Source organism: Armatimonas sp. (assembly GCF_043757465.1).
In the GTDB taxonomy this organism is placed as follows: Bacteria; Armatimonadota; Armatimonadia; order Armatimonadales; family Armatimonadaceae; genus Armatimonas.
The window spans coordinates 24770-50904 of the sequence record NZ_JAYVPL010000073.1 but is presented as its reverse complement, the minus strand read 5'-3'; the positions used below and the strand labels follow the sequence as shown (position 1 = coordinate 50904).

The 26135-nt window shown below is 57.9% G+C and carries 27 protein-coding genes and 1 pseudogene; 12 read left to right on the top strand and 16 right to left on the bottom strand.

All coding sequences use genetic code 11. The features are described from left to right. Positions 1–14 precede the first annotated feature (14 nt). Together ACH2ED_RS09535 and ACH2ED_RS09530 are read right to left on the bottom strand one after the other, a co-directional pair. Positions 15–140: pseudogene (locus ACH2ED_RS09535) on the bottom strand (YdeI/OmpD-associated family protein); the annotation flags it as partial. Between the two features lie 131 nt (positions 141–271). After that, positions 272–1138: a phosphotransferase family protein gene (locus ACH2ED_RS09530; RefSeq protein ID WP_395090525.1), complete on the bottom strand. Its 867-nt coding sequence runs from the start codon at positions 1136–1138 to the stop codon at positions 272–274. 213 nt (positions 1139–1351) lie between these two features. Here ACH2ED_RS09530 and ACH2ED_RS09525 point away from each other — a divergent pair, with 213 nt between their 5' ends. Further along, entirely contained in the window at positions 1352–1603 is a 252-nt protein-coding gene (locus tag ACH2ED_RS09525) for a hypothetical protein (protein ID WP_309689567.1), read from the top strand. Between the two features lie 315 nt (positions 1604–1918). On the opposite strand, the gene ACH2ED_RS09520 is transcribed toward ACH2ED_RS09525, so the two are convergent. Then, complete coding sequence (locus ACH2ED_RS09520; RefSeq protein WP_395090524.1) at positions 1919–2539, bottom strand: RNA polymerase sigma factor; 621 nt, start codon at positions 2537–2539, stop codon at positions 1919–1921. Positions 2540–3113: 574 nt separating this feature from the next. On the opposite strand from ACH2ED_RS09520, the gene ACH2ED_RS09515 reads away from it, so the two are divergent. Further along, positions 3114–3785: an SOS response-associated peptidase gene (locus ACH2ED_RS09515; RefSeq protein WP_395090523.1), complete on the top strand. Its 672-nt coding sequence runs from the start codon at positions 3114–3116 to the stop codon at positions 3783–3785. 11 nt (positions 3786–3796) lie between these two features. On the opposite strand, the gene ACH2ED_RS09510 is transcribed toward ACH2ED_RS09515, so the two are convergent. Continuing rightward, a complete protein-coding gene (locus ACH2ED_RS09510) occupies positions 3797–3979 on the bottom strand; it encodes a hypothetical protein (protein ID WP_395090541.1) in 183 nt (60 codons plus the stop codon). Here ACH2ED_RS09510 and ACH2ED_RS09505 point away from each other — a divergent pair. From ACH2ED_RS09505 to ACH2ED_RS09490, 4 genes are read left to right on the top strand one after another with little or no spacing between them, the layout of a single operon-like run. Then, complete coding sequence (locus tag ACH2ED_RS09505) at positions 3893–4081, top strand: transposase (RefSeq protein ID WP_395090522.1); 189 nt, start codon at positions 3893–3895, stop codon at positions 4079–4081. The genes ACH2ED_RS09510 and ACH2ED_RS09505 overlap by 87 nt on opposite strands. Beyond that, positions 4047–4145, top strand: a complete 99-nt coding sequence (locus ACH2ED_RS09500) for a PEP-CTERM sorting domain-containing protein (protein ID WP_395090540.1) — start codon at positions 4047–4049, stop codon at positions 4143–4145. The genes ACH2ED_RS09505 and ACH2ED_RS09500 overlap by 35 nt, the downstream gene beginning before the upstream one ends. Positions 4146–4170: 25 nt before the next feature. Then, positions 4171–5241 carry a glycoside hydrolase family 172 protein gene (locus ACH2ED_RS09495; RefSeq protein ID WP_395090521.1) on the top strand — a complete coding sequence of 357 codons (1071 nt, stop codon included), beginning with the start codon at positions 4171–4173 and terminating at the stop codon, positions 5239–5241. A 36-nt stretch (positions 5242–5277) separates the two neighbouring features. Continuing rightward, positions 5278–5595 carry a hypothetical protein gene (locus ACH2ED_RS09490; RefSeq protein ID WP_395090520.1) on the top strand — a complete coding sequence of 106 codons (318 nt, stop codon included), beginning with the start codon at positions 5278–5280 and terminating at the stop codon, positions 5593–5595. Between the two features lie 3 nt (positions 5596–5598). Here ACH2ED_RS09490 and ACH2ED_RS09485 read toward each other — a convergent pair whose 3' ends face one another. The 8 genes from ACH2ED_RS09485 to queD are packed head-to-tail and all read right to left on the bottom strand — an operon-like array spanning position 5599 to position 15893. Next, positions 5599–6171, bottom strand: coding sequence for a Uma2 family endonuclease (locus ACH2ED_RS09485; protein WP_395090519.1), 573 nt, complete (start codon positions 6169–6171; stop codon positions 5599–5601). A gap of 33 nt (positions 6172–6204) precedes the next feature. Then, positions 6205–7266, bottom strand: coding sequence for a glycosyltransferase (locus ACH2ED_RS09480; protein WP_395090518.1), 1062 nt, complete (start codon positions 7264–7266; stop codon positions 6205–6207). 1 nt (position 7267) lies between these two features. Beyond that, positions 7268–9820, bottom strand: coding sequence for a glycosyltransferase family 4 protein (locus ACH2ED_RS09475; protein ID WP_395090517.1), 2553 nt, complete (start codon positions 9818–9820; stop codon positions 7268–7270). Further along, complete coding sequence (locus ACH2ED_RS09470) at positions 9817–10953, bottom strand: hypothetical protein (protein ID WP_395090516.1); 1137 nt, start codon at positions 10951–10953, stop codon at positions 9817–9819. The genes ACH2ED_RS09475 and ACH2ED_RS09470 overlap by 4 nt, the downstream gene beginning before the upstream one ends. Beyond that, positions 10950–12350 carry an ATP-binding cassette domain-containing protein gene (locus ACH2ED_RS09465; RefSeq protein WP_395090515.1) on the bottom strand — a complete coding sequence of 467 codons (1401 nt, stop codon included), beginning with the start codon at positions 12348–12350 and terminating at the stop codon, positions 10950–10952. The genes ACH2ED_RS09470 and ACH2ED_RS09465 overlap by 4 nt, the downstream gene beginning before the upstream one ends. Continuing rightward, positions 12347–13570 carry a polysaccharide biosynthesis/export family protein gene (locus tag ACH2ED_RS09460; protein ID WP_395090514.1) on the bottom strand — a complete coding sequence of 408 codons (1224 nt, stop codon included), beginning with the start codon at positions 13568–13570 and terminating at the stop codon, positions 12347–12349. The genes ACH2ED_RS09465 and ACH2ED_RS09460 overlap by 4 nt, the downstream gene beginning before the upstream one ends. Positions 13571–13586: 16 nt before the next feature. After that, on the bottom strand, positions 13587–15503 hold the full coding sequence (locus ACH2ED_RS09455) for a GumC family protein (protein ID WP_395090513.1): 1917 nt from the start codon (positions 15501–15503) through the stop codon (positions 13587–13589). Between the two features lie 9 nt (positions 15504–15512). Continuing rightward, entirely contained in the window at positions 15513–15893 is a 381-nt protein-coding gene (gene queD / locus ACH2ED_RS09450; protein ID WP_395090512.1) for a 6-carboxytetrahydropterin synthase QueD, read from the bottom strand. A 104-nt stretch (positions 15894–15997) separates the two neighbouring features. Between queD and ACH2ED_RS09445 the strand changes: the two genes are divergently transcribed. After that, positions 15998–16453: a GyrI-like domain-containing protein gene (locus ACH2ED_RS09445; RefSeq protein WP_395090511.1), complete on the top strand. Its 456-nt coding sequence runs from the start codon at positions 15998–16000 to the stop codon at positions 16451–16453. Between the two features lie 26 nt (positions 16454–16479). On the opposite strand, the gene ACH2ED_RS09440 is transcribed toward ACH2ED_RS09445, so the two are convergent. Together ACH2ED_RS09440 and ACH2ED_RS09435 are read right to left on the bottom strand one after the other, a co-directional pair. Beyond that, on the bottom strand, positions 16480–17382 hold the full coding sequence (locus tag ACH2ED_RS09440; protein WP_395090510.1) for an aldo/keto reductase: 903 nt from the start codon (positions 17380–17382) through the stop codon (positions 16480–16482). Beyond that, a complete protein-coding gene (locus tag ACH2ED_RS09435) occupies positions 17379–17990 on the bottom strand; it encodes a hypothetical protein (protein WP_395090509.1) in 612 nt (203 codons plus the stop codon). Before ACH2ED_RS09435 ends, ACH2ED_RS09440 begins: the two co-directional genes overlap by 4 nt. Before the next feature lie 185 nt (positions 17991–18175). Between ACH2ED_RS09435 and ACH2ED_RS09430 the strand changes: the two genes are divergently transcribed. The 4 genes from ACH2ED_RS09430 (at position 18176) to ACH2ED_RS09415 (ending at position 23319) form a co-directional block, all read left to right on the top strand. Continuing rightward, the gene (locus ACH2ED_RS09430) at positions 18176–18511 is read left to right on the top strand and encodes an element excision factor XisI family protein (RefSeq protein ID WP_395090507.1); all 336 of its coding nucleotides are present in this window, start codon (positions 18176–18178) and stop codon (positions 18509–18511) included. 108 nt (positions 18512–18619) lie between these two features. Continuing rightward, complete coding sequence (locus tag ACH2ED_RS09425) at positions 18620–20212, top strand: site-specific DNA-methyltransferase (RefSeq protein ID WP_395090505.1); 1593 nt, start codon at positions 18620–18622, stop codon at positions 20210–20212. After that, positions 20209–22605 (top strand): DEAD/DEAH box helicase, encoded by a 2397-nt coding sequence (locus tag ACH2ED_RS09420; RefSeq protein WP_395090503.1) that lies wholly within the window; start codon positions 20209–20211, stop codon positions 22603–22605. Before ACH2ED_RS09425 ends, ACH2ED_RS09420 begins: the two co-directional genes overlap by 4 nt. Before the next feature lie 18 nt (positions 22606–22623). Continuing rightward, a complete protein-coding gene (locus ACH2ED_RS09415; RefSeq protein ID WP_395090501.1) occupies positions 22624–23319 on the top strand; it encodes a hypothetical protein in 696 nt (231 codons plus the stop codon). 193 nt (positions 23320–23512) lie between these two features. Here ACH2ED_RS09415 and ACH2ED_RS09410 read toward each other — a convergent pair whose 3' ends face one another. Then, complete coding sequence (locus ACH2ED_RS09410; RefSeq protein WP_395090499.1) at positions 23513–24649, bottom strand: heavy metal-binding domain-containing protein; 1137 nt, start codon at positions 24647–24649, stop codon at positions 23513–23515. 158 nt (positions 24650–24807) lie between these two features. Here ACH2ED_RS09410 and ACH2ED_RS09405 point away from each other — a divergent pair, with 158 nt between their 5' ends. Continuing rightward, positions 24808–25713: a hypothetical protein gene (locus ACH2ED_RS09405; RefSeq protein WP_395090497.1), complete on the top strand. Its 906-nt coding sequence runs from the start codon at positions 24808–24810 to the stop codon at positions 25711–25713. On the opposite strand, the gene ACH2ED_RS09400 is transcribed toward ACH2ED_RS09405, so the two are convergent. Beyond that, positions 25710–26114, bottom strand: coding sequence for a YbaN family protein (locus tag ACH2ED_RS09400; protein ID WP_395090495.1), 405 nt, complete (start codon positions 26112–26114; stop codon positions 25710–25712). The genes ACH2ED_RS09405 and ACH2ED_RS09400 overlap by 4 nt on opposite strands. Positions 26115–26135: the final 21 nt, after the last annotated feature.

Genomic DNA, 26135 nt, shown 5'->3' with positions numbered 1-26135 from the left:
GGACGCCAGTTAGGTCACGGAACTGACTTCTTTCCCTGGGCTGCAAGTGCGATAATTTCATCAAGGCGCTTCTGCCGTGTCTCGGGGCGCTTGGCGCTGGCGAGTCGAAAAAGAGCGAGCTTGAGGGTGGAGGGGCTGTAGCTAGCAAACGTTACCGGACGTCTAACAACTCTGGAAAGCCCTTCTGGACGCCCGCGCGCGCCGCATCGTCTGTATTAACTGCGAGAGTGGAGAACCACCTCTACATCCGTGACCAGGCTGGCTCGAGCTGCTACGCGGTGTAACGGCTTAATAGTGGGACGCGCTCGGGTGGGACAGAGCAGGCATCCTGAAGCGCCGCGACCAACAGACGGAGACCACGCACGTCGCGCAACAGTGCAAACGTGCGTGAGCCACTCGGGTCAGCGAAGTCCTCGCGACGGAAGAGCAGGTTATCGCCGTTATCGAGCCGGTACCACAGCTCGGGTGCAAGGGCGAGGGCACGGAGCGCAACATAGATCGCTAGCGCCGGAAACCGATCCATAGTGCTCACATACACACGCTGGGGGTGTTGGTACGAGGGATGCCCCCACTCGCCGGGGGGGAGTGCTGCCAGCGATGGTGCCCACAGGCCGTCGTAGTCTAGCAAGCGGAGCTCTCCCCCCGGAGTCACAACAATATTGCCGTGCTGCAAGTCGCCATGGGCAAGCTGGGCTCTGCCAAGCTCTCCGATAAGCGCAGCCCACAGATCCGCCATGGCCTGCAATGCGGCACTCTGGTTGAGGTTTTTCTCCACCCAGGCATTGAGCAGCTCGCCTGCTTGCCAGGGCACCTTCAGCAGAGGGAAGCTGCCTGTGGTTAGGGTAATGCCCGTGGGCTGGTAGGTGAAGGGCAAAAGGCAGCGTGGCCAAGGGGAGTGCACCGCAAGACGAGCATAGCGCTCGCTCCGCACGGCATCCTCGCGCAGAAAGAGGCGCACTGCCCATGTACTGGTGTCATTTTTCAGAGGGTAGACGTTGGCAAAGTTACCTGTGATAGGCTGAGGTAGCCCAAAGAGCCCTGGTGAGGCGACTAGGGCGGTTGCCAGCTCCATATCAGTAAAGCAGTGGTGTGGGAAGGCAAGCGCTTCTTGATAATCGAGCTGGGTAGGCCAAGGCATGCCGAACTCGATTCTATCGTATCTAAGGAGCCTATGGTATACTGAATTTGTTGTGTACCTAAGAGTGCAATGTGTACCTAAGAGTGCAAAGAGTTAGTTTGTCACAAAACCATAAACGGCAGGTTGTTTCCTGACCGTTTTTTTTATGCGAGAGCGGTGGTTTGTGAAAAATTTCGCAAAGGCACTGAGAGTGTGCTGGTAAGGAGTTGAAAAATGAAATCCCCTGTAATGGGCGGCGGACGCCGCGAGCTCACCGTGACCTGCCCTAATTGTAGTTTTACTTGTATGTTGCCCCCCTCCGCCATTATGCGCAATCAGTTTTTCTGCTCCGGATGTGGCAAGCCGCTTGACTTGAAGCAGCTCCTGCGGGCAATGGCAGGTGATGGCCCCAGTGTTGGGCTCGGCGCACGCAACGACCGTGAGAGCCGCTACAAGAGTGCCCGTAAAGCCGCAGGTCGCCGCTAACTTTTTCAATACCGTGGTACAATTTCTGTATCGCAATCCGCAAAGACATCTGGCAGGGAACGGCTTGCCGTCGGTGTGGGCTTACGTTTGATGCGCTCTGCGCGGAGGGGCTTCTTGGCTGTGCACACTGCTATGTCACCTTCCGTAGCCTCATCGAAGCCGCCATTGCCGAGCTGCATGGAGTGATCGTCCCCCGTGCCTGGGCCACGCGCCGCGCCATCCCTCTTAGTACCGAAGTCGAAAATACAGCGGGCGAGGAGCCCGAAAGCTCCCCGCCCACTGTGTCTGCTCCCTCTCCTCTGTCTCGCAGACCCACTAGTCCACAGCGCACGCACTCTGGGTGACATCGGCGTAGGCCTGTCGGATTCCACGGACGTGGTAGGCGACGTTGGCCGATGTGCAGCCCAGCGTGTCGCCGATCTGCCGCCAGGTGTGCCCATCCAGCAACCCCCATAGGATCGCTCGCTGACGCGTGCTGAGGCGTGCCTCCAGGATCTCCAGCATCAGCCGGGTCTCGACGTCTTCGGCACCGGGCAGGTTCGCCCGAGTTGCGAAGCTGCTTTGCGTCAGCTCCTCCGTCTCCACCATCAGTTCATCAAGCGCATCGTGAGAGCGCTTCTTGTTCCAGCGGATGTGGTCAAGAATCTGCCAGCGTGCGTGCTTGAGCAAGTACTGCGAAGGAGTTCCAATGGTCATGTCAACCGTCGGAAGCACCTCGTAGACCGCGACCCAAGCCTCTTGCAGTAAGTCATTGGCATCCATTCCCGTTCGGGAAGCGTAGTAGCCCGCCAGAGATTCCAGGCGGGGAGTGAGCGACTTGCGAAGACGCTCTTGCGCCCGGGTGTCACCCTGTTTGGCACGCTGAAGCGTCAGCGTGTCTTGGTGCTGCGTACCTCTGTTGTGCAGTATTCCCTTGTCTATAATTGCAGTTTTCACGGGATTCTCTCCGTCGGACCTACGTAGAGACACAGCTCTAGCAGGAGCGGGCAGCATAAAACCAGCCACTCTGCCCGGCATAAAGCCTGAGGCAGACCAACACAAAAGTTGGGGCTATCGCTGCGATAAAGTGACGAATGAGCGAAATTGCGGTGTAGGATGGGGGCCTGGCTGCTTTCTCTGCAGCCTCTCCCCTCCTGCGCTTCGCTCTACAGGCGCGTTAGGGGTTGATACCCTGGTGAGACTTGGGTGATTTGGGTACTTCTTGTTCCCAAAATCAAGCCGCGTTCTCGCGCTGCGGAGAGTAGATGGAGTAGGGAGGTCTCACTACAGAGAAACGCCATGGGTGCGTCCATCGGCTTACCGTTATTTAAGAGCCAATTATTGCTTACCATTTTGATCGTTCCTCCTGAGCATTCTGATGGGCCGTCTTTTAGGGGTGCCGTCGTTCACGCACGAGCCCATCGCACACATTATAGCCCGTTCTCCCCCGTTTGCTAAAGGGTAAAACAAAATATTTTTATTTTTATTTTTTGTCCCTATTATCGCCCCGATCAACGGGTATAACAAACTTATGTGTGGACGATTCACGATGCATCACGACGCGGCAGAGATTGTGGCGCGCTTCGACGTGCAGGGCAGCCTCTTTGAGCCGCAGGCCCGCTACAACATCGCTCCGACCCAGCCGGTGGCAGCCATTGCGGCGCAGGGGCCAAGTGCGGAGCGCTTGCTGGAGCCGCTTCGGTGGGGGCTCGTGCCGTTCTGGGCCAAAGATACAGCAATCGCCAGTAAGCTCATCAACGCCCGCAGTGAGACGGTGCAAGAGAAGCCCTCGTTCAAACACGCACTCTCGCGGCGGCGCTGTTTAATCCCCGCGGATGGCTTTTATGAGTGGGATCGGAAAACCAAGCAGCCCACACACTTTCGCGTCCGAGACGGAGAGCTGTTTGCCTTCGCAGGGCTCTACGAAGAGTGGCACGCCCCCGATGGCTCGTCTTTGCGAACCTGCACGGTGCTCACCACGCAGGCCAATGCGCTGGTTGCCCCGATTCACGAGCGCATGCCGGTGATTTTGCAAAACAAAGACGACGAAGCGATGTGGCTGGAGGTCGGGCGCTACAAACCCCTCGATCTCCAGTCACTGTTTTCCCCTTTTCCCACCGACCAGATGGACGCTTTTTTTGTGAGCAAGCGTGTCGGCTCGCCTGCCAACGATGATCCGCTCCTCATTGGAGCAATAATCTAACCACAAACTCACTACCCGACACTTTTTCCAGCTCCTTTCGTGTACTCAGAAAATGTTCTTAGAGGTAGGCCTTTGTTGAGGCAGTATTCTATCCAACTGAGGCCCAGATGAAACAGATTCCAGTCGCAGCGATCCGTGTGGTGGATCAGAGTGGTGGCAAAGTCCTTTCCCATCGCACTCGTCAAGGTAATCATAACCTCAAACGTGTTCTCATCAAAGTGGCTCAAGCAGCGGCTCGTGTAAAGGAGTTAGGAGGTAACTATAGCGGTTTTAGGGAATTCTTCCTCCGCTCCTGAGCCAGGAACCCTGGCGTTTCTGGCTATCGGCGGTGTCGCGCTCACAAAACGACGCAGGAAATAGGCGGCTTGCTGGCGAACCGAGTTCTATGTTTAACGGACTCGGTATGAACCTCGGGAACCTTTCCCGGCTCTCGATGGCAAAGACGCGCTCGATCTCCCCGGAGAACTTCACCGGGGAAAAGGGCAAGGGCGGGATGAGCACCGATGGCCCCGCCAAAGAGTGCGCCCGCGATCTGGGAGTCGGCTGGAAGCTCAGCCCGTATGTCAAGATCGCCGCTGGGAGCACGTTTACCCTTGCGGAGATAGACGGCCCCGGCGCGATCCAGCAGATCTGGATGACCCCGACGGGCAACTGGCGCTATTCTATTTTGCGCTTCTACTGGGACGACGAAGAGACGCCGTCGGTGGAGTGTCCGGTGGGGGACTTTTTTGCCAATGGCTGGTGCCAGTACGCTCCGGTGAACTCGCTTCCCATCTGCGTGAATCCCGGGAGTGCGTTTAACTGCTACTGGGAGATGCCCTTTCGCAAGAAATGCCGCATCACGCTGGAGAACATCGGCTACGACGAGATGGTGCTCTACTACCAGGTCAACTACACGCTCACTGAAATCCCCGACGACGCGGCGTATTTCCACGCGCAGTTTCGCCGCACCAACCCGCTCCCGTACAAAGATGTCTACACGATTCTGGACGGCGTGAGCGGCCACGGGCAGTTTGTGGGGTGCTACATGGCCTGGGGCGTGAACAATAATAGCTGGTGGGGCGAGGGCGAGATCAAGTTCTTCCTAGACGGCGATGGCGAGTTCCCCACAATCTGCGGTACGGGCACGGAGGACTACTTCTGCGGCTCGTACAACTTCGACAGAAACGGCCAGTACACCGAGTTCTCGACTGCCTATGCCGGTCTGCCGCAAGTCATTCGCGGCGATGGTTCGTATAAATGCCAGCAGCGCTTCGGGCTGTATCGCTGGCACATCATGGACCCTGTGCGCTTTGAGCAAGACCTACGAATCACCATGCAAGCCCTCGGCTGGCGCAGCAAAGGCCGCTACCTACCACTCCAAGACGACATCGCCTCCGTTGCCTTCTGGTACCAAGCCGAACCCCACGCCCCGTTCCCGGTTCTGCCAGACCGCGACTACTTAGAGGTAATCTAGAACAATATGGCCTCTGAAGAGATAGAACTCTGGGGAATGTCTCTCACTCCGCGGATGTTGCAACAGCGCCTCCCTTGGCTACAAAACCGTTCCTGGAAGCAAACTCGCTATGAGCAGAAAGCGGCTTTGATCTCACGTGATGGAACTCGTCATGAACTTTATACAGGGCAGACCTTCGATCCCAAAGAGCAAACGCTGGTAGAGCGAGCTTGGACACACGATCACTGCATCATCTGCACCTGGAGTATTGGGGAGAGTGCAGAACTCGCACAAGGCTCAGGCTACACCGACGGCCAACACTGGCTTTGCATAGGTTGTGGCGAGCGATTCGCCCAAGACTCGATACCAGAGTAAGGTTTAAGACTCGAAGAGGTCGTCTACGGGCAATATCCAGCCAGGGACGGCGGGTTCGGCTTCGGCGTGCTCGCCACGGGTGAAGGTTGCGGAGGGTACGGCGGCTCCGGTGGCGGCGGTGTACTTGCGGACGATGACTTCCTCGCCCAGTAGGTCCACATCCCAGACGATTTCACAGCCAGCGGCGAAGTAGTCGTGACGCTTTTGTTCTAGCTCGTGCTCGGCGACCACGCCGTAGTCGTTTTCGGAGCGTACCTCGACGGCAAAGCGTGGAGCGCCCTCATAGAACTTCATCCCCGAGTTGGGGCCTTCGTAGTAGGCGGCATCCGTGGAGAACGAGCGACGGTACGGGAGATTGACGACAAAACCCGCGTTATCTGTGACAGCAACACCAGGAAGCCCGGCGCTACGGATATGCTGACGCAAGGAGACGGCAATCTCGAAAGCGGCGTAGCTGGGAGCGCGTCCCGTGGGCATCAGAGGCACCACACGCCCGTGCAGTAGCTCTGCTTTTTCGGTGTACTGGTAGAGATCCTCCAGAGTTGCCTCACGTTCTTGAAGTGCGGGAAGTGCCATTGCATTGCTCCTGGGTAGATTATAACACAGTGATTAGAGCGTCATTCGTTCGCGCCGAGGGAGCTTCTGATTGAGAATCGCTAGCGGCCAGAGGAACCAGAGGGGGAAGCGGGGCATCTCGCCCGATGGTCGAACGCGGGCGCAGAGCATTCCAAGAAGTGCCGCAGCGCCTGCATCTTTGGAGCGTCCGCCCACAAACGAGGCGAGCCAGAGTCCTTGCCGAAGCCAGGTGCGTTTGTAGGCGGTTTGCCGCTCGGGTGAGCCGTGGCGCAGGGCGACCGTGCGGGAGTTGCGGAAGGTGTAGAACAGCGAGCGCGGCGACTCGCTGCCGCCGGTTGAGGCGCTGCCCTTGTGCCACGCGAGCGCTGTGGGGATCACTTGGCACGTGCCTTTACTTGCCAGCTTCAGGCACAGATCAATGTCCTCGTAGTAGGCGAAGAGCGCCTCATCGAAGCCGCCCACGCGCTTAAAATCAGTGGCACGGACGAGCAGAGCGCAGCCTGAGCAGAAATCCGTGGGGGTATTATTTATTGCTTCTACGTGGCGGGCAATAACAAACTCCTGAAGGCTGAGTGCGCCGCGCTCGAACCAGAAGTGCTCTTCCGCAGGGCACTCCCCCGGCTCGTTCCTCGCCACCCCCTCTCCCTCTTTTTCCTCCTGCGTCGGGAGGAGAGGGGGGAACCCAACGCCTACTCCCCCTCCCTTCGCCCCGACAGAGGAGGGTTTCAGGCGAAGGGAGGGGGCAGGAGGGAGGGATGCAATGCGTGGCGAGACCGCGACCACATTCTCATTGACAAGGGCGGCGCGGAGCTTTTCCAGTGTGTCGAGCGCGAGGGTAGCGTCGTTGTTAAGGAAGAAAAGCTCTGTTGCGCCGTCTTTGATGGCTTGCCATGCTCCGGTGTTGCAGCCGCCCGCGAAGCCGAGATTACGCCCGTTGCGGAGGATCACATCGGCGGTGAGCGTTTCGAGCGAGCCGTCGGTGGAGCCATTGTCCACCAGATAGACGCGGTGCGGCAGCGTGGAGGGGGTGAGGCTTTCCAAACAGCGCCGGGTGTCGTCGCCGCCGTTCCAGTTCAGCACAATCACGGCGAGCATATCAGGCGCGCTCTCGCAGAATCTCCCGCAAGCGCTCCTCGATGCGCCGACCTGCAGCCTGTGGGCTGAAGTTGGTATGAATGTCCTGGCGTGCTTGCGCCCCGATTCGCGCCGCAAGTGCGGGGTCCTCCACCAGTTTCTGCATCACTTCCGTGGCATGACCAGTGTCAGGATCGGCCCAGAGGTTACCTTTTTTGTAGACACCGTAGTCCTGCGCGATCTCGATAAGCTTGTAGCGGATCAGGAGGCTATTATCCTCATTCATAAAGTCCATATTCCCCGAGTAGCCCGTTCCGATCACGGGTTTGCCCAGATACATCGCCTCCGCCATTCCTAGGCCCAGTCCCTCGGTGCGATGCAGGGAGACATAGCTGTTGCAGGCAGCAATCAGGCTGAACATCTCGTAGCGTTCGAGATAACGATCGACAAAAAAGGCATTGATCCCCGCCAGTGAGGCATGAAGTGCCTGCGCCTTCTCGGGGTAGGTCGCGCTGTTGAGGCACTTGATAACCAGGCCCACATCCTTCCGGGCACCAAACGCCTGCTTGAACGCCTCGACCACAGCCATCGGGTACTTGCGCTCGGCATAGCTGTGAAAATCAAAGGAGAATAGAAAAAGAAATGTTTCCTCAGGCAAGCCAAACGGAGCACGTTCGGGAACCACCCGGGTTTCGTCGATCTGAATCGGGTTAAGAATACGGGAAACCTTTGCGCCTGTGGACTTCGCCACGGCCTCCGCGACAAAGGCGGAGGTTGTCCAGACCTCATCGAGCACTTTCAGAGCGGGGAACCAGTCGTCGGGGATTTTCTGAGTCTCCCAGTACCACAGCCCCACGTTGTACTTTCCCCGAAACCAAGCATCCCCGAACTCCTGCCGGATCAGAGGAAGCTCCGGGCCATTGAACATCAGGAGGTTGATCGGGTAGGGCGCCTCGTCGGAGAATGTGGTCAGGGTCTGGTCACCCCAGCGGTGGCTGGCAAGAATGTAGTTACGCAGGACAAAGGGAATCTCAGCGCTCTGGATCGCCCGCACAACACTGCGCCCGGCCTCGGCGAGCCCGAACTCGCCGGTCAGGTACCCGGCGACATTCACCCCAAAGGTGGTGGCATGGGAAAGGGGCTCCGACGAAGGCCGGGGGGCGGCGAGAGCGGCGAGACTCTGCTGTGCCTGTGCCTGGGTAGTACGCTCCACGTAGGTGAAGTAGAGCTGATCCAGTAGCTCGGGACGACCTTTGAGCACGAGGCGGAGTACGCTTCCCCCGGTCTTACGGGCTAGGTGGGCGGTGCGCCGCAGCAGGGAGCCGCGTAGCCCAAGCGCACGATCTCGCTGGAGAGCCGAGGCGGACAGGGGCTGGGGCGAGGGAAGGAAGGCGGGATCGTAGACGGCAGGATCCAGAGTACCCAGCGGTTTGCCGGCTTGTGCCCACTGGGCAAAGGCGCGGCGATCCTGGGCGAAGGGCTCGGGGAAGCGCGAGGCCAGCTCCGGGGTTCGTCGCCACACCTCCCACCACAGGCGGGGAATACCTCCCTTGCAGAGAGCTCCCGAGGGTCCGACCTCCTCCTTCAGGTGCACAAAGAGACAGTCATCGTCGTTGACCAGGAAAGGGCGCTCCCAGCGCCGAGCCATCGCGGCATTCTCCCGGTAGAGCTCCCGGCCCAGCGGCGGAACGCGCACCCCATTGGAAAAGTGCGACCAGCCGTAGCGCCAGGTACGCGCCGCCGCTCCCCCTGCCTGCTCCAGCTTCGCCCGGTAGTCGTCTAGGAGAGGGCGGACAAAGGGATACTCAGCCAGGGGCGCTCGATCCTGGCCAACGGCGATCTCGTCGGGGAAATGAGGGTCGTAGCCCAGGAAGTGAAAGACAACCAGCGTCTGCACCAGCTCCGGGGTTTGCTCATGCAGGTTCCAGTAGGAGATGCCGTAGCCCGGCGCGGAGAAGACAGCACTGGAGCGGGGCCACAAGAAGACTAGGCTGTCGGGCTTGAGCGGCACAAAGTGCGCGGGGTGCTCAAGGTGGTGAAAAGAGAAGGTCCACTCGCGCCACTGCCGCAGAGCATAGCGGTTCTCGACATGGGTCGTCAGCCCGATCAGTAGCGTACTCGCCGCGCCCGCCTGGAGCCAGTCGAAGTGGTTCGGTCGGGCGGAGCCGTGCAGCGGCTGTGTCAGGCGTGGGGTCAAAACAAATCGGTTGCACTCCAGCGCCTCGAGGAGCCCGGTCATGGGCGCATAGAGGTACGAGCGGGCATCCAGATAGACGATTTTCTCCCACGCTCCAAAGGCGATCAGCTCATCGAGAAAGACCGGAGTGGCGGCCTGGCGAAGTGCCTCTTGCTCACAGACAAAGGCGCAGACACGCCAGCGTGGCCAGCTCGCCCGCTGCGAGAGCTGCCAGATTTGGAAGGGTTCGGTAGCGGGATCGAAAGCCCCCTCGGGCTCATCCAGGAGCAGGACGAGGAAATCCGTACCGGGGTGATGTTGTTGCACAGAGGCATGGAGCAGACGAACAGAAGGTAGCTCTGTTTTTGCGGCAATGGTGACGAAGACAGTGGGGCTCATAGTGATCGTTGGGGGGCTTCCCAGTGCGAAAAGTGTTCTAAAGGAAGGCTGAGTAGCAGAGCATTCTGCTCCGCATAGCTCTTTCGGAGAACCTGGGCGATGGTCTTTCCCTGCTCTGGATCGTGCCACTCCGCGTGCTGACCGGCGCGAAATGCCTCCGCAACGGTACGGCGCGGTAGGGTCGGCGGCCGGACATCACGGCGGACAAAGAAGGCATTGACGCCGCCATCCGAGCAGCCCACCAGCTCGTAGCCTCGCTCGTCGGCAAGCCCGGTAAGGGCACGGAGCGAAGCGCCGTAGTAGAGGCGGCTTGGATGAGCCGTATTTTTATCGAAGGTCGGGCTATAAGGCACGGCCACGGCTGCATCCGGGCCGAAACGGAAGTTGTACTCCACGGAGACAAGCTGAGGGGTGACCGCCTCGATTGCTTGCCATACCCAGAGATCGTTGCCGTCAATGTCGATTGAGAGAAGTCCCAGCTCACCGGTAAAGCCATGCTGCATTAGTAGCGCATTGATATTTTCTCGGGTGATAAAAGCGGCGACAGCGGTCAGGTCCCGCATCCAGTAGGCGGCATCTCCTCCACAAAGGGCGGCAATATTCTCCTCACTGCCATCCAGAACAAGCCCTCGCCAGCGATCCTTTTCCAGCAGAAAGCGGGTGTTTGCTTGGCGGTAGTCCTCCACCCCGAACTCCACAAAGCTACGGGGAGCTCCAGGAACCTGTCGGATCAAGTGCTGGAGAAAGCCATCCTCTCCAAACTGCGACGTGACACCAAAGCCCATCGCATCCCAATTCTCGGGGGGAATCGTCTGGGTCTGGCGGCTCTCAATGCGTCCCTGCGCGAGCCGCAGGGGCTCCAGCGCCGCCAGGACATGGCCCCGGCTGTCTAGCTCCGCCTGGAGCAGTAGCTCCAGCTGGGGAGAGAGGGCTGAGAGTGCCGCACGCAGCGCTGTAGTATCGGCTTCCTGTTTCGCCGTGAGCTGGGCTTGGCTCTGCGCGTGCTCTGCGCGTAGCGCCGCGAGCTCCGCACGAACTGCCGCAAGCTCGGTGAGTAGCACTGCCTGCCGATCCCCGATCTCGTCTATGCGATGGAGACGGTTGGAGAGCTTGGCCAGGAGCGGACGGATCATGTATTCCACTCCACAGCAAGAAAAGCGACTCCATGAGTTACACACGAGTGGGTCACGCTAAAGTGTACCGCATCCGGGAGGACATCTTCGGGAGCCACAGACCAGTCGGGCTGGGTGGTGTCGGGGTAGACATTGACCTGAACCCGGTAGGTGCCCGTGGGCAGAGTGAGGGAGGGGATGGTGAACCGGAGGGTGCCTGCTCCACTGGCATTGGCATAGGAGACACAGTGATCAAAGTTGCTGGTGGTAAAGACATGCAGGTTGTCGGGTACGCGAAAGAGGTCGAAGCCGATAGCCGGCTCCGGAAGAGGGCGGCCAAAGAGGTAGCTGATCTCGATACCAACACGCTCCCCCACTTGAAAGGCCGTGCGGGCCACCCCGTGAGCGTCGCGGAGGGTGACCCCGGTCAGTCGCGCACGGGTGGGGGTAGCTCTGCGAGCGGCCTCTGCTTCCTGGAGGAGAGCCTCGCCGGCGCGGCGCTCGGTCTCTTGGGCGGCAAGGCGCTCTTGCTCGACTCGCTCCGCGTCGTAGGCTTCACGCTGAACACGCTGCGCCTCAAGCCGCGCTTCCTCGGCGATGCGGCATTTCTCAGCTTGTTGGGCCTCCCACTCCACGGGATAGAGGCGTGCGAACTCAGCGTCCTCGCGCTCGTTGACCACGTCGTGGTAGAGCATAATTGCTTTTTCGGTGGGGCCAAAGAAGCGTGCTTTACCATGATCCAGCCACAGGCAGTCCTCGCAGAGAAGCTCCACTTGCCCCAGTGCGTGGCTGACAAAGACCACCGTGCCGCCTTTCTTCACAAACTCTTTTAAGAAGCGCAGGCACTTGTTCTGAAAAAACGCATCGCCCACGGCGAGCACCTCATCAATGAGCAGCACTTCCGGGTCTAGGTGCGCGACAATGGCAAAGCCCAGGCGCATGTACATCCCCGACGAGTAGCGCTTCACGGGGGTCTCCATAAAGTCCGCGAGTCCGGCAAAGTCCACGATCTGGTCGTAGCGCTCGCGCACTTGCTGGCGGGTGAGCCCAAGAATCGAGCCCGCCAGAAAGACATTCTCGCGGCCCGAGAGATCCGGATGGAAGCCCGCGCCCACTTCGATCAGCGCCCCGATACGCCCATGAACCGCGAGGCTACCACTGGTGGGCTTGAGAATCCCGGTGAGGAGCTTGAGGAGGGTAGACTTCCCCGAGCCGTTGTGTCCGATGATCCCGACAGGCTGGCCGGGCTTGACCGTAAAACAGACATCGTCCAGCGCGAGAAACGCCCCGCTGGGCTGCTTTTCCCCGCGCACACGCCGCGCAAAACGCTCACGCAAGTCGCCACCGCGTCCGGCAGTGCGCTGGAAGCTCTTGGAAACACTCTGAACAAGAATCGAGGGGGGGGAGGGCTCGCTCAAAGCTTGAAGATACTGCGCAGGAAGAAGAGTCCCTGCACCCCCCCCACAATTTGATTGATGACCGTATTGGGATCCGCGTGACGCACCGACGGCACATAGACCAGATCCTGCGGCTTGATCTCCGGGTTGCGCTCCGGCTTGAAGTCCTTGAGGTACTTGCCCCAGTCGAACTCACCTAGAAGCGTGTACTTGCCATCGGCTCCCAGGCGGGCGACTTTAATGGCTCCGATACGCGCCTGCCCCGTGGTGATACTGGCGTTTGCCATGATGTCCTGGAGATAGGTCTTACGGTCCTGGGGCAGCGGGTACTTGCGCGAGCCGCCCAGCTCTCCCCAGACATAGACAAACTCCAGCGAGGCGGGAATCTCCAGGGTGTCTAGGTCTTGCAGCGGCACGTCCGCGACACTCTCATCTGTGAGCAGCGCGTAGAGATCGAGCTTGGTGATGGTCTCCGGGGAGTTCACATCGCCCGCAATACTCTTGCGTTTTAGCACAACATGGTGCAGGTCACCCGATGCATTCACGACACTGTAGCCAAACTGTGTCAGCACGGCACGTAGCCCGAAGCGCTCGTCTATTTCATGGAGCCCACGAGGGCCTTCGCCCTTGATGAAGAGCCGCTTTCGGAGTGGCTGGTCCATCGTGAGCGTGTCGCCTTCGAGGAGCGCGACATTTTGAGGATGATCGGGAGTTTTCAAGATCGCCGCAATGTCCAGCAGGAGCGGTGCAGGGCGCACGGGGTTGATGAGGCGCACCGTGATGCGATCTGGCTGAGGAATTCCGCCCAGCATGGTGATCAGCTCCGTCACCCGCCAGCCGTTTCTCAGATCCAGATCGCGCCCCCAAGTGGCATTTCCCCGAACATAGATGCGGCGGACGCGCGTCCCGACAAGGGCTACCTGAACCTGCCCTTCGCGCAGGCGCAGCTTGCCCTCTTTTTGCAAGGCATCCGTGATCTTAGTGGCAATCTGGGCGCAGGTGAGGCCTCGAACGGGAATAGGCGTCAGAAGGCGTGGCAGGCGCAAAGCGCCATCAATAGGGACGCGCATTGCCCGGTTGAGGTAGCCATGCCGATCCACCTCAATCTGCACCACATCGTCGGTGTCGAGCTTGTAGTCCGTCGGGACATTGACAGCAAGCACACTGGGAGGAACGGGCAACGGTGGCTGCTGCGTCTCCTGAGCGCTTAAAAGTAGAAATGCGGCAAGAAGCGGGGTCATGGTTTGCTTGTCTCCGTCATGGCTTTGTTGTCTCCATTGCAACAAGTGCGGGTAGCTCCTCGGCGGCGACCACACCGTGAAAGCGCGGGGTGTAGCCATTGGTCAGGAGCCGCCGTGCGCGGGCGACGCTTTCTTCCAGAGGCGTGTCGGGTGAGGCGACTAAAACCACCCCCCCTGCCAGCTTCTCCAGCGGCCCAACGGCGCGAACATTCCAGACCGCAGGCCCCGCCAGTAGGATCAGATCGTTGCCCGCTGCCGTGAGGTTCGCAAGCTGCTTGGGAAGCTCCGCTAGCGACGGTGCATCCACTTCCAGATGGGCCACCCGGATACCGTCCTGGCCGAGCACGTCAGCAAGCTGCGCTGCCAGCGTCGCCGCACGGTCATCGGAGCGAACCCCGAGCAGAAGATGCACAGGGACGGACCCGCCGGGCTCACGGTGCGCCAGCCAGTAGCCGATCTCCCGGAGCCGGTCCTCATCGCGTGTGCTCAGGTTACCTGGCGCGGCGGCGGGTGCGGTTCCAAGAAGGGGAATACCCCCTACTAAGGGTAGAGCGGGCAGCGGCTCCTCGAAGAACGGTGGTTCTTGCTCGGGTTTGGTCGAGAAATACTCCGCCAGCAGCGACAGCCCGATTCCCAGAAAGAGACCCAGAAAGACGGAGAGAATCGTGTTGAGGAGCGGCTTGGGGGAGAGAGGCATATCTGGCTTGCGACCCCAGTCAATCACGCGCACATAGGGCTGCCCCGTAGCCTCTTTGAGCGTGCTGGCGATCAGGCCGGTCTGCGCTGTTTTGTCCGCTTCCGCGGCTGCCTCAAAATCGGTGCGTAGCCGCAGGTACTGGAACTGCTTATCCGCGAGCCCTGTCTGCTCTTTTTCCAGCGCGTTTAACAGGTTTTGAGTTTCGGCGATTGTCTTGCGCAGGGTCGCCAGAGTGGAACGGGCACGGAGGAGCTCACTTCTCGTATTGATGTAGTCCGGGTTGAGACCGACATTCTTATTGCCGATAGAAAACGCATCTTTCTGCGCCTCCTCAATGGCTTTTTGCTTGGCGGCAATCTCGGTATCGAGAGTCTGCACCTCGGGGCTATCTTCCTGATAGTCGAGAAGCTTAATCTTTCGCTGAGTCTTCAGGAGGGCGATCTCACTGCGAAATCCATCAATGACGGTGTTCTTGATAAGGCCATAGCTATTGATGAGCTCTTTAGGCAAGCTCTTAGACTGTTTCTCCTGGGTCTGGATCTGCGTCACGAGGGCCGCTTCTTGCTTGCGCGCTTCCTCCAGGTCTCTACGTACCAGGATCGTCCGCTCTGCGCGACCCCGGAAGTAGGCCGTGGGATCGGAGGCGGCCATCCCCTTGTTGAAGCGCTCTAACGCACGCTCTGTGCGGTTTTTTCCCTGACGAGCAAGGGCGGAGGCATCGAGCAGGCGCTTACGGTCGAGCTGGATCCGGTCTTTTGCGTCCTTGCGAGCCAGCTCGATGTAGAGAACGGCGGCACTATTGGCGATTTTTTGTGCTTGCTCCGCCGTTAACCCGCGGGCATTGAAGTTCATCACCTGTCCCCCACGTCCGGCGGAGAGCTGGAGTCGCCACTGAACCTCTTCGAGCCCCATCTCCCCCAACCCCGCGAGCTGGCGGAGCTTCTTGTAGAACTCCTGGGTCTCGATCTTCTCCATCTCCGTGTCTAGCGAGGCATTGCCACTGCCCCCGCCGGTGACTAGGCCCAGAAGGCTTCCCAGTCCACTCGATGAACCACTGGTGCCGGACTCTAACAGCACCCGCGACTTGCTCTCGTAGACCGGTGTGATGCGCTTCGTAAGTAAGTAAGTGGCAACGACGGTCAGGAGAAAAACACTGACCGCCAGCAGCCAGCGACGGCCGACAATACGCGTCAGCTCACGCAACGTGATGGGGGGCGGAAGTGCTCTCTCGTCCATGGTTCTCTTTTATCCTGCCTGCGGCAGTGGGTAGTAGGTTGCGGCTTGCCCAGGCGTTTCCCAGACCTCGACTTTGTACACATATGCGCCGCCCAGCTCCTGTGCACACAGCGTCTCCGCGATCCACCGGGCGATATTCTCTGTGGTCGGGTTTTGTGTGGCGAAGGCGGGCAGCTCGTTGAGAGGGTAGTGATCCAGCTCCTCTAGTATTTCCAGCAGTGCCTTTTTCAGCACCCCGAAGTCTACGAGCATGCCACGCGCATCCAAACGCTCGCCACGGACATAGGCCCGGACGATAAAGTTATGCCCATGAAGCCGTGAACACGGCCCTGGGTAGTCCGGCAGAAAATGCGCGGCGGAAAAATGCCTCTCAACAACCAGTTCGTACATTGCAACCGTTTATTATATCCTGCCCAGAGAAAAGAAAAAATCCGAAGTTGTCTTCTTGTCTTCTTGCCTTTCCGGGCGAGAGGCATCTTTGGTAGTATGCGGTTATGCAATCACAAATTCAAAAGCTTCCCGCCTTCGTGGTCGTGGGAGCTCGTCATCAGGGCGGCATTCACGGCGGCGAGATTCCCGCGCTCTGGGAGTGCTGGGGAAAAGATCTCAGCACCTTGCCCACAGCCGATCCGGGGATTTTCTACGGCCTTACCGTCGGCTTTGAGATGTCAACCATGACCATTGACTATCTCGCCGCCATTCCCGTCGCCGACGATGCCACCGTTCCCGAGGGCATGATGCGCTGGGAAGTGTCCGCCCAAACCTACGCGGTCTTTGACTGCACACTGGCGACGATCAGCCAGACCATTATGGCCGTCTACAGCGACTGGCTCCCTGGCTCTGGCTACACGCGGGGCTCCGGCCCGGAGCTAGAGCGCTACGACGAAACCTTCGAGCTTCCCGAGAAACCGCTGACCTTCTGGTTGCCGATTACGAAGCCGGGCGGGTAACTGTTGGCAGGTCAACTGCGCTGGCGCTAGCCTGCGGCCTCGGTAAGGCGACGCTTGGCCTCGGTGTAGACCTCGGGGGTGAGCGGGCCTCGGGACGCGGCGAGCACGTTGTCGGCGAGGTGGGCCGGGTTCTTGGTGCCAACAATATTGGTGTGCATGCCGGGGTGCGTATTGGTGAAGCGCAGGAGCCACTGGGTGCGCGTCTCGCCCTCGTCTAACAGCTCGTCGAGGTTGGCTTTCTCCCATACCGTCCAGCGATCCGTGTTGCCCAGACCCGCACCGGGCTCGCCACGTGCGACGCCGCCACGGATAATCACGCCCGCGCCAGAATCTGCAGCCGCCTGGATGGCCTCCTCGTGGACACGCTCCAGCGCCGAGTAGGGAATCTGGAAGACATCAAAGACGCCAGAGGCGATGTAGGTCTCGATATGGGGGTGGGTTGAGCTAATTCCCACCCAGCGCACTTTTCCCTGCGACTTCATCTCGGCAAGTGCGGCAACCAACTCCCCCGATTCAGTCTGCTCGACACTGGGGTTGTGGAGCTGCATGATGTCTATGTAGTCCGTCTTCATGCGCTCTAAGCTCTCATGCAGGCCACGAAAGAGATTCTCCCGCGTCCAGACATGGGGCGTCTCGTCGGTGTGCTCGTCTTTGTGAACCACGGTGCAGCCGCACTTGGTCGCCAGAACAAACTCGCTGCGCCGGTGCGCGAGAAACTTACCGATAAACTCCTCGGAGCGCCCGTAGTCGTTGGCGGTGTCAATGAACGTGATGCCGGAATCCAAGACGGCGTTCAGGATCGTATCGGCTTCTTGCTCCGTGACAGCCCGCCCGCCCCAGATGCGTGTGCCGCGCACTTCCATCGCACCGTAGCCAAGTTTCGTGATATTCAGGCCGGTTCGGCCAAAGGTGTTTGTTGGAATGCTCATAATGTGCTTTCTTTACGCAACATGCGTACAAAAATCCCTAAGATACTCTCGATTTCAGAGATGTCATATTCCTGCAAGGCGATGGTTGCGGTGGTTTCGTGCAGGGAAAGAAACTTCCAGTCGGTTCCGCTTGTGACAGCGCCGTAGACGGTTTCTACCGTTTTATCGTGGCGTTGGTTAAAGCGCAAGGCGGCAACCATCTCGGCAAGACACTGGGCCAGGCCGGAGCTGAGGTCGCCTTTTTTAGCTTCCACCAGAGCAATCACCGGCGCTTGAACCGTGAACTGGATTGCGGAGGCGCTGATGAGGTAGTCGCAGAAGCCATCGAGTCCCTGGCTGCGATCCACATTGAACTCTACCCCAGGAAAGAGACTGACTTGTAGCCCGAGCTGCCGCCGTACTTCCAGCAGAACGGGAGACACCAGTAGCTCCGAGCGGGAGCGCTCCGACCCGAAGGCCAGCACTACCGGCAGGTTATTGTGGAGCGTTTCCTGAAGCAGTGGGCTGGGAGTGACCGGGGCAACACTGGGAAAGAGGGTATCGGCCTGTACATAGCGCAGCCCAAAACGCTCCGAGAGAAGCTCCAGGGTAAATTTACTATAGGCCATGTGCGTATTGTAGCACCAAAGCTCCCCAACCCCCTGACCCCCGCCGGGCGGGGGAAATACAAGGAAAGAGATTCTTCCTTATTGTCCCCCCGTCGGACGGGGGTTAGGGGGCGGGTACAATGCTGCTCTATCTCGCCATTCCGGCGCGTCTGTGTGTATAGAATTGAAGAGGAGAAGATAGTACAGTGGATTCCTTAAATCATCTACGTGACGTTATACGCCAGGTTTTTATGTCTTGGGAAGAGCTTGCAAAGCAGGGCATTGGATTTCATGTCGTGACATTTCTCGATACGCAAAACGACCGCTACTTGCTTCAACAAGTTCAGACAACCGGCGAGCGCTATCAATCCCAAACTCTGGCACATCTGGAGATTCGCGACAATAAGATTTGGATTCTCACGGACAACACAGAGCAGGGCATTGCCACCGAGCTTGTCGCGGCGGGCCTAGAGAAGTCGCAGATTGTTCTAGGTTTCTATCCGCCCCGTGTCCGCTTGCGCGGTGAGTTCGCCGCCGCGTAACGTCATTGCCCCCTGCCCCCCGCCGGGCGGGGGAAATACAAGGAAAGAGATTCTTCCTTATTGTCCCCCCGTCGGACGGGGGTTAGGGGGCGGGTACAATACCGCTGTATGCCTGAGCTGACTTGGACGGGGAAAAGCGCCGTCAAAAACCACCACGAATCCGTCCCGTTTCGCCTTCTGAAACCCGAACCGAACCTGTCGCTGCCGCAGGGGGCATCGTCGCTGTCGGAGAAGGGGAACCTGCTGGTGCAGGGGGACAATCTGCTGGCGTTAAAGGCGTTGCTGCCGTACTACGCGGGGCAGGTGAAGTGTATTTACATTGATCCGCCGTATAACACGGGCAATGAGGGCTGGGTTTATAATGATAATGTGAACTCTGCTGAGATGAAGGAGTGGATTCACAAGACGGTGGGCAAAGAGGCGGAGGATTTGAACCGTCACGATAAGTGGCTGTGCATGATGTATCCGAGGCTTCAGTTGCTCAAGCAATTCCTACGTGATGATGGTGTCATTTTTATCAGTATCGACGACAATGAAATTTCAAATTTAACAATAGCTGCCAATGAAATATTTGGTACATCTAATCTACTAGGAAATTTTATTTGGCGCAGAAGACCTGTGCCTGACGCTCGAAACCTAACTGGTATCTCCACGGATCATGAGTATGTTCTCTGCTATGGAAAAGGAAAAGCAAAAAATTTCAAATTTCGTGGCTCCGAAAAGGATTTATCGAAATATTCAAATCCAGACAATGATCCTCGTGGCTTATGGATGAGTGATAATCTAACTGGTCTTGCAAATGAACGAGAAAGACCGAATCTACATTATGATTTAATTGATCCAAAAACAGGAAAGATATACAAACCAAATCTTTCGCGTGGTTGGTCTGCTGGTAAAGATAGAATGCAGATGCTAATCACTGAAAATAAGATTCTATGGCCTAAATCAGATTCAGGAAGACCAAGGTTGAAACGTTTTATTACAGACATGCAATCTGATACTACAGGGTTTTCAACAATTCTAACGAGTGCTACAAATGTTGAAGGCTCAAAAGAGCAAGTCAGTATTTTTGGAGAAAAGGTTTTTGCTTTTCCTAAGCCTGTTGGATTGATTAAAGATTTACTACGGCAAGTTTCATCCGACAATGATTTGGTTTTAGATTCTTTTGCAGGTTCTGGAACGGCGGGCCATGCGGTGCTGGGGCTTAACAAAGACGATGGAGGCAACCGGCGGTTTATTCTGGTGGAGATGGACTCCCATATTGCGAGCAACATCACAGCGGAACGGCTGCGGCGGGTGGCTTCGGGGTACGGAGATATGCCGGGATTGGGTGGGGAGTTTACGTTCTGCACACTGGGAGAGACGCTTCTGGAACCAGCGGGGGCGATCAATCCGAAGGTTTCTTGGGGAGAGCTAGCACGACATATTTTCTTCTCAGAGACAGGAACGGCGATAAGCGGGGCGCTTGATGAAAGCACAGGGCTTTTAGGCGTGCATAACGGGACGGCGTACTATCTGCTTTGGAAAGGCGACGGCACCGGGGCGCTGACAAATAAGAGCTTGAAGACGCTTGCGCCGCACCCTGACGGAGAGGGGCAGCCTCGGGTGGTGTTTGCGGAAGCGTGCTTGATTGCACCGGGGCGACTGGCGACCGAGGGGATTTTGTTTAAGCAGGTGCCCTACGAGGTAAAAACACGATGAGCCTAGCCCTGAAACCCTACCAGAGCGCGGCACTGTTGGCGCTGGCAAGCTACTTGAAAGAGTGCCACCGGCTCGGGGACGTAGACACGGCGTTTATTAAGGCTAGAAAGGAACAATACTTGTTTGTGGAAGGCATAAGTGGGATTGAGAGTATTCCTCATGTCTGTCTGCGAATTCCCACGGGTGGCGGTAAGACACTGGTTGCCTGTCATGCAGTCGGAACTCTCTTGCAGGAGTGGAAGCAGGCAGACCGGGGAATTGTGCTCTGGCTGGCTCCCACAAATATCATTGTGGAGCAGACTCTGCGGGCGCTTCGTGCGCGAAAACACCCTTACCGGCAGGCACTGGAAACCGCAACCGATGGGCCGATAGAAGTCCTCACGGCCTCTGAGGCGCTCTCGCTCTCTCCCGCAACGGTGGCGACAAGCACGGTGATTATTGTGGCGACAATGGCAGCGTTTCGTGTGGACGAAACCGAGGGGCGGAAGGTCTACGACGATAACAGTACACTCAGTGGGCACTTTTCGGGGCGCAGTGCAAAGGAGCTTTCGGAGCTAGAGCCTTTTCCTGGGGCAAGTAGACCCAAATACTCTCTGGCAAACTTGCTGGCAATGAGCCGCCCTGTGATCATCGTGGACGAAGCACATCGGTTCTCGACGGGGCTTTCGTTTCAGACACTCGGGCGCTTTTCCCCTGCGGTCATCCTAGAGCTTTCCGCGACTCCTGATAAGCAGAAGTGGGATACTAATGTTCTGCACCGCACCAGTGCGTATGAGCTCAAAAGCGACTCTATGATTAAGCTGCCTCTTTTCATGCAAGAGTCGCCGCACTGGGAGGAGTCGCTGCGTGATGCTTTGCTAAAGCGCGCGGAGCTAGAGGCCGAAGCACTTGCACAGGAAAGAGCGGGAGGGCAGTACCTGCGGCCTATTCTTCTGCTTCAGGCGCAAAAGAGCAACGAACCACTGACCGTTGAGTTTTTAGAGACCTACCTCACCGAGAAATCAGGCGTGCCTAAAGAGTGGGTCGCCGTGGAGTACAAAAACCGGGCGGACTTGGAAAGCGTGGATATTTCGTCGCCCACTTGCTCCATTCGGGTGATTATCACCGTGGATAAGCTCAAGGAAGGCTGGGACTGTCCCTTTGCCTATGTGCTTTGCTCAGTGCGCGACAGCAAGTCCGCTACCGCTGTGGAGCAGCTACTGGGTCGGGTGTTGCGAATGCCGGGGGCAAAGAAGCAAGCAAAGGCCAGCTTAAATAAAGCCTATATCTATGTCACTGGAGAGTTTGCCCGCTGTGTAAAGCAGCTAGAAGACGCGCTGGTTGAGAGTGGCTTTACGTTAGGCGAAGTAAGGCAGATACTCCAGACGAAGCTCAACTTACCCAGCAATGATGCAATGCGCGAGCTTTTCGAGAGAAAACAAGCCCCCGCCCAGCGTGGCGAGCGTTTCTCGGTGCCTCAGCTCACACTCTTTGCAGAGGGTAAGGCAGAGCCGCTGGAGCCTGAGCAGTTTCTCTCTAGTGCCTGGAAGCTCTCCGAGTGTACTGCCACCCTCTCACAGACCGAGTTTGAGCCAGAGCCACCCCGTGGAATCACAGCGGAGCTTGATATTACTGAGCGCGGACAGCTAGACATTCAAAAACTTGCCGAGCGCATGGCACAGTACAGCTTTGAGGGTTTTATAGTTGGCCAAGAGACAACCTACTCGCTCGCAGTCTGGCTAGATCGGCATATCAAAGAGCACCGCATCCCACAGACACAGAAAGTTTTCTTCTGCCAGAAAGTTCTGGAGTACCTGGTACAGACACGCGGCCTCACTCTGGAAACTCTGGCAGGGCAGCGGATGCGCTTGCGTGCCGCGATAGAGCACAAAATCGCGGAGCATATTGAAAGTGCCATGCGAGAGCAAGCGCAGGTAATGCTCTTTGATACACCACAAACAAACTTACAAGTGAGCGCCGAGCGTGTCTTCACGTTTGACCCCGATGCCTACCCGGTGAACAAGCCACACCCTAATATCAGTGAGTTTCGCAAGCATTACTACCCCGAGATAGAGCTGATGAATAGCGAAGAAGTGCCGTGTGCAAGATTTTTGGAGAGCGACGAAGCAAAAGTGAAGTTTTGGGTGCGTAATATCCCCCAACGAGAGCGCACGTCTTTCTGGTTACCACTCCCCAACGGCTACAAGTTCTACCCCGACTTTATCGCTGCACTAGATAATGGTAAAACACTGGTGATAGAATACAAAGGTGCCCACTTAATTGATAACCCAGAAGAGCGGGATAAAGAGCGAGTGGGAAAACTCTGGGCCGAGAGTAGCAAGGGAGAGTGTCTGTTTATCTATGCGAATCAAACAGACTTAATTCAGCAAGTCACTGCCCAGCTACGTCGTTAAACAAAAAGGAATAACAAGATGGCCCGACGAGACTCCGATGCCGCTATTCAAACGGCACGCTTAATTCAGACTGTAGATAATGGACGTAACTCCAATGATTCGTTTCGCTTATTACCAACACTGCGCCACGAACTAGATCAACGGCTTACGTCACTGATTAACTTAGAAAACCAACAGCAAGGAGCAACAGGGAACCGGCTGAGAGACTCTGAGAAATTAAAAGAGACGCTTCCGATCCTGGCGAACTTGCTCCGCGATGGCTACAACCACATTAAAGCTCTGCCGAGCTACTCCATCACCCCTGCCGAACGAAGTGCCGCCTTTGCTGCCTATGGCTGGACATCGGGGAACATCGGTAGCCTCCAAGGACTTGATCGGGTGCTTGCCCTTGCACGAAAGGCACTCGCGGCCACACCAGAGATCGAACCCCTTGCAGCCCGTTACCCTGCCGAGCTTCTCTCCCGTATCCAGGTCAGCTTAGATATTTTGGATACCAGCGGAGCCGGGTCAAAGGTAGGGACACGTCAGCAAGCCACCAAAGCCCGCAACGAAGCCCTTCGCTTGCTGATCCTAGTCAATGCTCGTGTCCGCCTCTTCTATGGCTCCGCCAGCGATGATTTAGACAAGACCGCCGAGCTTGCCAAGATCGGTCTGAACCCACGCAACACCAGCGGTCAGCGCCGCGTGGCAGGGGAGCCTGCTCCGACCCCCTAACCCCCGCCGTAAGAGCCTCCCCCCACTCGCACTGCTCGTGACCCCCTCCGGCTGATCATTCGTTCCTCACTGCGAAGGGGGAAAGCATGGTGACGAGAAGCAAGTGCAACGTTCGTACCCTCTTCGCGAAGCCGGAGAGGGTCGCGCGCTAAAGCGCGGGGAGAGGCAATTAAAACGTGTGGGGCAACGGAGGTTATCTTTTGCTCTCGTTCAGATTCGCCCCCAGAGTTTTCTCTGCGGCGTTGTAGAACGTGTCCTTGTCTTTAATCACCGCTTGGGGTGGGAGCGCGTTGGTGAGGGGTTTGGTACCCGCTACTTTCTTGACCGCAGTGCCAATGGCCATGAACTCGATCAGGCCGCTGCCAAGGTTATAGACATAGGTCTTGATTCCCACCACGTCGTCGGCTCCAACCAGCTCCGCATCGGCGCGGATGCGGCGAATGGCATTCTCACGGGCCTCGTAGATCAGGGAGCTCAGCTCGGGGATCTCGCCACGCACGAACGACTTAAACGCGGCGGTGAAGCTGCCCACAAAGCCCAGCGAGTAGACTGAGACACCCAGCACAAGCTGAATCGGCTGGTAGCCCATGTACCAGATATTCCAGAGCTCCTCGTTGGTCAGATCACTGGTAATAGGGCTCTCGAAGTGGCGCGGATCCAGGTCGGCGTGGCGCGAGGCGGTGCCTACCATCACCATCTCCTGCATCCCATTGAGCGGCAGAATGGAGGTCTGGATACCGAGAACGGCGTTGGCCCCCACTTCCCGCGCCTCCTCGGTGATACGCCAGAGCGCCCTGTGCCGCGTCTCATTGAAGACATCGGAGAACTCCTTGACCTCGCCACGCGAGAGTGAGCGCAGGCCACCCATGATCCCACCGCCCACCCCAATGGAGTAGGCGACATTGCCGAAGACGAACTTCACCGGCATGAAACCGCAGTCGAGCTGGCAGTAGAGCTCCTGGCCGTCGGCGGAGGTTGAGAACGCCAGCTTCTCAGACTTATTGCCCTCGTGGTGGATGCACGAGCCAATCGAGAGAAACTCTACATTGCCGGCCTGCCAGATCAGCTCGCTGGAGACTCCGGTGATGCCGATTCCGCCGTGGTGCTCTGCCTCTTTTACCATACGCGACAGTGCGCTCTGTCGCCCCTCATGGATGATCTTGGTGACCTGTTCGATCTCACCACCCATCATTGTCTTCAAGCCCGCTCCTACGGAGCCGACAAAACCCATTGAGTACACACTATTGCCAATCACCAGCTCGCCGGGCGCGAAGCCCTTCAGGTGCAGGCAGAACATCTCATTGCCGGAAAGCCCGGTCATAATCGCCATTCTTTTGTCCTCTTCTTTTCTCCGACAACTGAGTTTATCGCCTGGTTGCATCAATCATGCCTCGCATTTTGTGTTGGTTGAACTTTTGGTAAGGCCCGGGGAGTTATAAAGTGAGGGGTGCCGGCCCGGTGCCCAAAAAACAACTCAGGAGACTTTCCATGAAGCATCTGCTTTTTCCCGGTGCGGCGCTGTCTGCCCTCGCGCTTCTTTCAGGCTGTGGCGGTGGCAGTTCTGTTACACCGACTCGTGCGGTTTTGAAGATCACGAACAATGGCTTGCCGACACTTGCCAATGGCTATCACTACGAAAACTGGGTGCTTGTGGGCGGCAAGGCACTGCCCGCAGGCAAGTTTAATATCAATGCGAGTGGTCAGATTGTTAACCTGGATGGCACCGTGGTGAGCAATGGCGAGTTTGCCACAGGAAAAGAGCTGACAGGCGCAACTTCGATTGTCGTGACCATTGAGCCGACAGGCGACACGGACACCAGTCCGGCAAAGACGCATATTATCGCCGGAGATGTCTCGGCCAATGCGGCCAGCCTAACTATTGGACATCCGATGGCGCTGGGAAATAGCTTCGCCACGGCAGCGGGCAGCTTTATTCTGGCGACGCCTACCGATGGCGATGGTACGAATGAGAATAGCGGCGTCTGGTTCCTAAAGATTGACAGTGGCCCCAAGCAGGGTCTCACGCTCCCCACGCTCCCTGAGGGCTGGAAGTACGAGGGCTGGACGGTCATCGGGGGCAAGCCGGTCTCGACGGGGCGCTTCCGTAGCCTCAACACTACGGATGAGAGTGCGCTCTTCTCGGGCACTTCCGCAGGCCCCGCCTTCCCCGGCGAGGACTTTCTGCGCAACGCTCCTGCAGGATTAACTTTCCCCACCGACGTTCGAGGGGGCAAGGTGGTGATCTCCATTGAACCGGACAGCGACGATAGCACACTGCCTTTTGAACTCAAGCCACTTGTGGGCAATATCCCCGCCGACGCCGTGGATCACACCAACCTGCCACTGGGCAACAATGCCAGTGTCTTCCCCAGCGCCAGCGCACAACTTCTCTAAGCCTGGTTAGAATCAGAGTGTTTCCTCTCCGCAAGAACCTTCTCGCGGAGCGGAACACGAGTCCAAATAAACCAGAGTCCGATTAGCCCGAGCGTGATACAGCTCGCTTTGGCCCAGGGCATGCGGATCGCAAAAATGGCGCTGATGCTCACAGCAAGAGAGAGACTGACTGAGGCGAGCCACTTGGTTTTGAGGGGCATTCCTAGCCCCGCCCGGTAGTCGCAAAGAAGCGGCCCGACAAGCGGCAAGTGGAGGAGCCAGCTGAGAAATTTCTCGCTACTGCGGGAGAAGCACCAGGCCGCCGCGACAAAGAACCCCGTCGCGGGTAGCCCCGGCACGATAATTCCCACAAACCCCAGTCCCACACAGAGAAATCCCAGAGTCAGCCAGAGATAGCGCATCCTCTAGCGAGTATACCGCGT

Bases quoted from the DNA above. Each gene is read 5' to 3' on its own strand.
- ACH2ED_RS09440 (WP_395090510.1), bottom strand. From the start codon at position 17,382: ATGAGCATTCCAACAAACACCTTTGGCCGAACCGGCCTGAATATCACG.
- ACH2ED_RS09400 (WP_395090495.1), bottom strand. From the start codon at position 26,114: ATGCGCTATCTCTGGCTGACTCTGGGATTTCTCTGTGTGGGACTGGGG.
- ACH2ED_RS09505 (WP_395090522.1), top strand. From the start codon at position 3,893: ATGAAACAGATTCCAGTCGCAGCGATCCGTGTGGTGGATCAGAGTGGT.
- ACH2ED_RS09485 (WP_395090519.1), bottom strand. From the start codon at position 6,171: ATGGCACTTCCCGCACTTCAAGAACGTGAGGCAACTCTGGAGGATCTC.
- ACH2ED_RS09425 (WP_395090505.1), top strand. From the start codon at position 18,620: ATGCCTGAGCTGACTTGGACGGGGAAAAGCGCCGTCAAAAACCACCAC.
- ACH2ED_RS09475 (WP_395090517.1), bottom strand. From the start codon at position 9,820: ATGAGCCCCACTGTCTTCGTCACCATTGCCGCAAAAACAGAGCTACCT.
- ACH2ED_RS09420 (WP_395090503.1), top strand. From the start codon at position 20,209: ATGAGCCTAGCCCTGAAACCCTACCAGAGCGCGGCACTGTTGGCGCTG.
- ACH2ED_RS09415 (WP_395090501.1), top strand. From the start codon at position 22,624: ATGGCCCGACGAGACTCCGATGCCGCTATTCAAACGGCACGCTTAATT.
- ACH2ED_RS09405 (WP_395090497.1), top strand. From the start codon at position 24,808: ATGAAGCATCTGCTTTTTCCCGGTGCGGCGCTGTCTGCCCTCGCGCTT.
- ACH2ED_RS09460 (WP_395090514.1), bottom strand. From the start codon at position 13,570: ATGACCCCGCTTCTTGCCGCATTTCTACTTTTAAGCGCTCAGGAGACG.
- ACH2ED_RS09435 (WP_395090509.1), bottom strand. From the start codon at position 17,990: ATGGCCTATAGTAAATTTACCCTGGAGCTTCTCTCGGAGCGTTTTGGG.
- ACH2ED_RS09445 (WP_395090511.1), top strand. From the start codon at position 15,998: ATGCAATCACAAATTCAAAAGCTTCCCGCCTTCGTGGTCGTGGGAGCT.
- ACH2ED_RS09530 (WP_395090525.1), bottom strand. From the start codon at position 1,138: ATGCCTTGGCCTACCCAGCTCGATTATCAAGAAGCGCTTGCCTTCCCA.
- ACH2ED_RS09470 (WP_395090516.1), bottom strand. From the start codon at position 10,953: ATGATCCGTCCGCTCCTGGCCAAGCTCTCCAACCGTCTCCATCGCATA.
- ACH2ED_RS09495 (WP_395090521.1), top strand. From the start codon at position 4,171: ATGTTTAACGGACTCGGTATGAACCTCGGGAACCTTTCCCGGCTCTCG.
- ACH2ED_RS09490 (WP_395090520.1), top strand. From the start codon at position 5,278: ATGTCTCTCACTCCGCGGATGTTGCAACAGCGCCTCCCTTGGCTACAA.
- ACH2ED_RS09525 (WP_309689567.1), top strand. From the start codon at position 1,352: ATGAAATCCCCTGTAATGGGCGGCGGACGCCGCGAGCTCACCGTGACC.
- ACH2ED_RS09455 (WP_395090513.1), bottom strand. From the start codon at position 15,503: ATGGACGAGAGAGCACTTCCGCCCCCCATCACGTTGCGTGAGCTGACG.
- ACH2ED_RS09510 (WP_395090541.1), bottom strand. From the start codon at position 3,979: ATGATTACCTTGACGAGTGCGATGGGAAAGGACTTTGCCACCACTCTG.
- queD (WP_395090512.1), bottom strand. From the start codon at position 15,893: ATGTACGAACTGGTTGTTGAGAGGCATTTTTCCGCCGCGCATTTTCTG.
- ACH2ED_RS09410 (WP_395090499.1), bottom strand. From the start codon at position 24,649: ATGGCGATTATGACCGGGCTTTCCGGCAATGAGATGTTCTGCCTGCAC.
- ACH2ED_RS09515 (WP_395090523.1), top strand. From the start codon at position 3,114: ATGTGTGGACGATTCACGATGCATCACGACGCGGCAGAGATTGTGGCG.
- ACH2ED_RS09480 (WP_395090518.1), bottom strand. From the start codon at position 7,266: ATGCTCGCCGTGATTGTGCTGAACTGGAACGGCGGCGACGACACCCGG.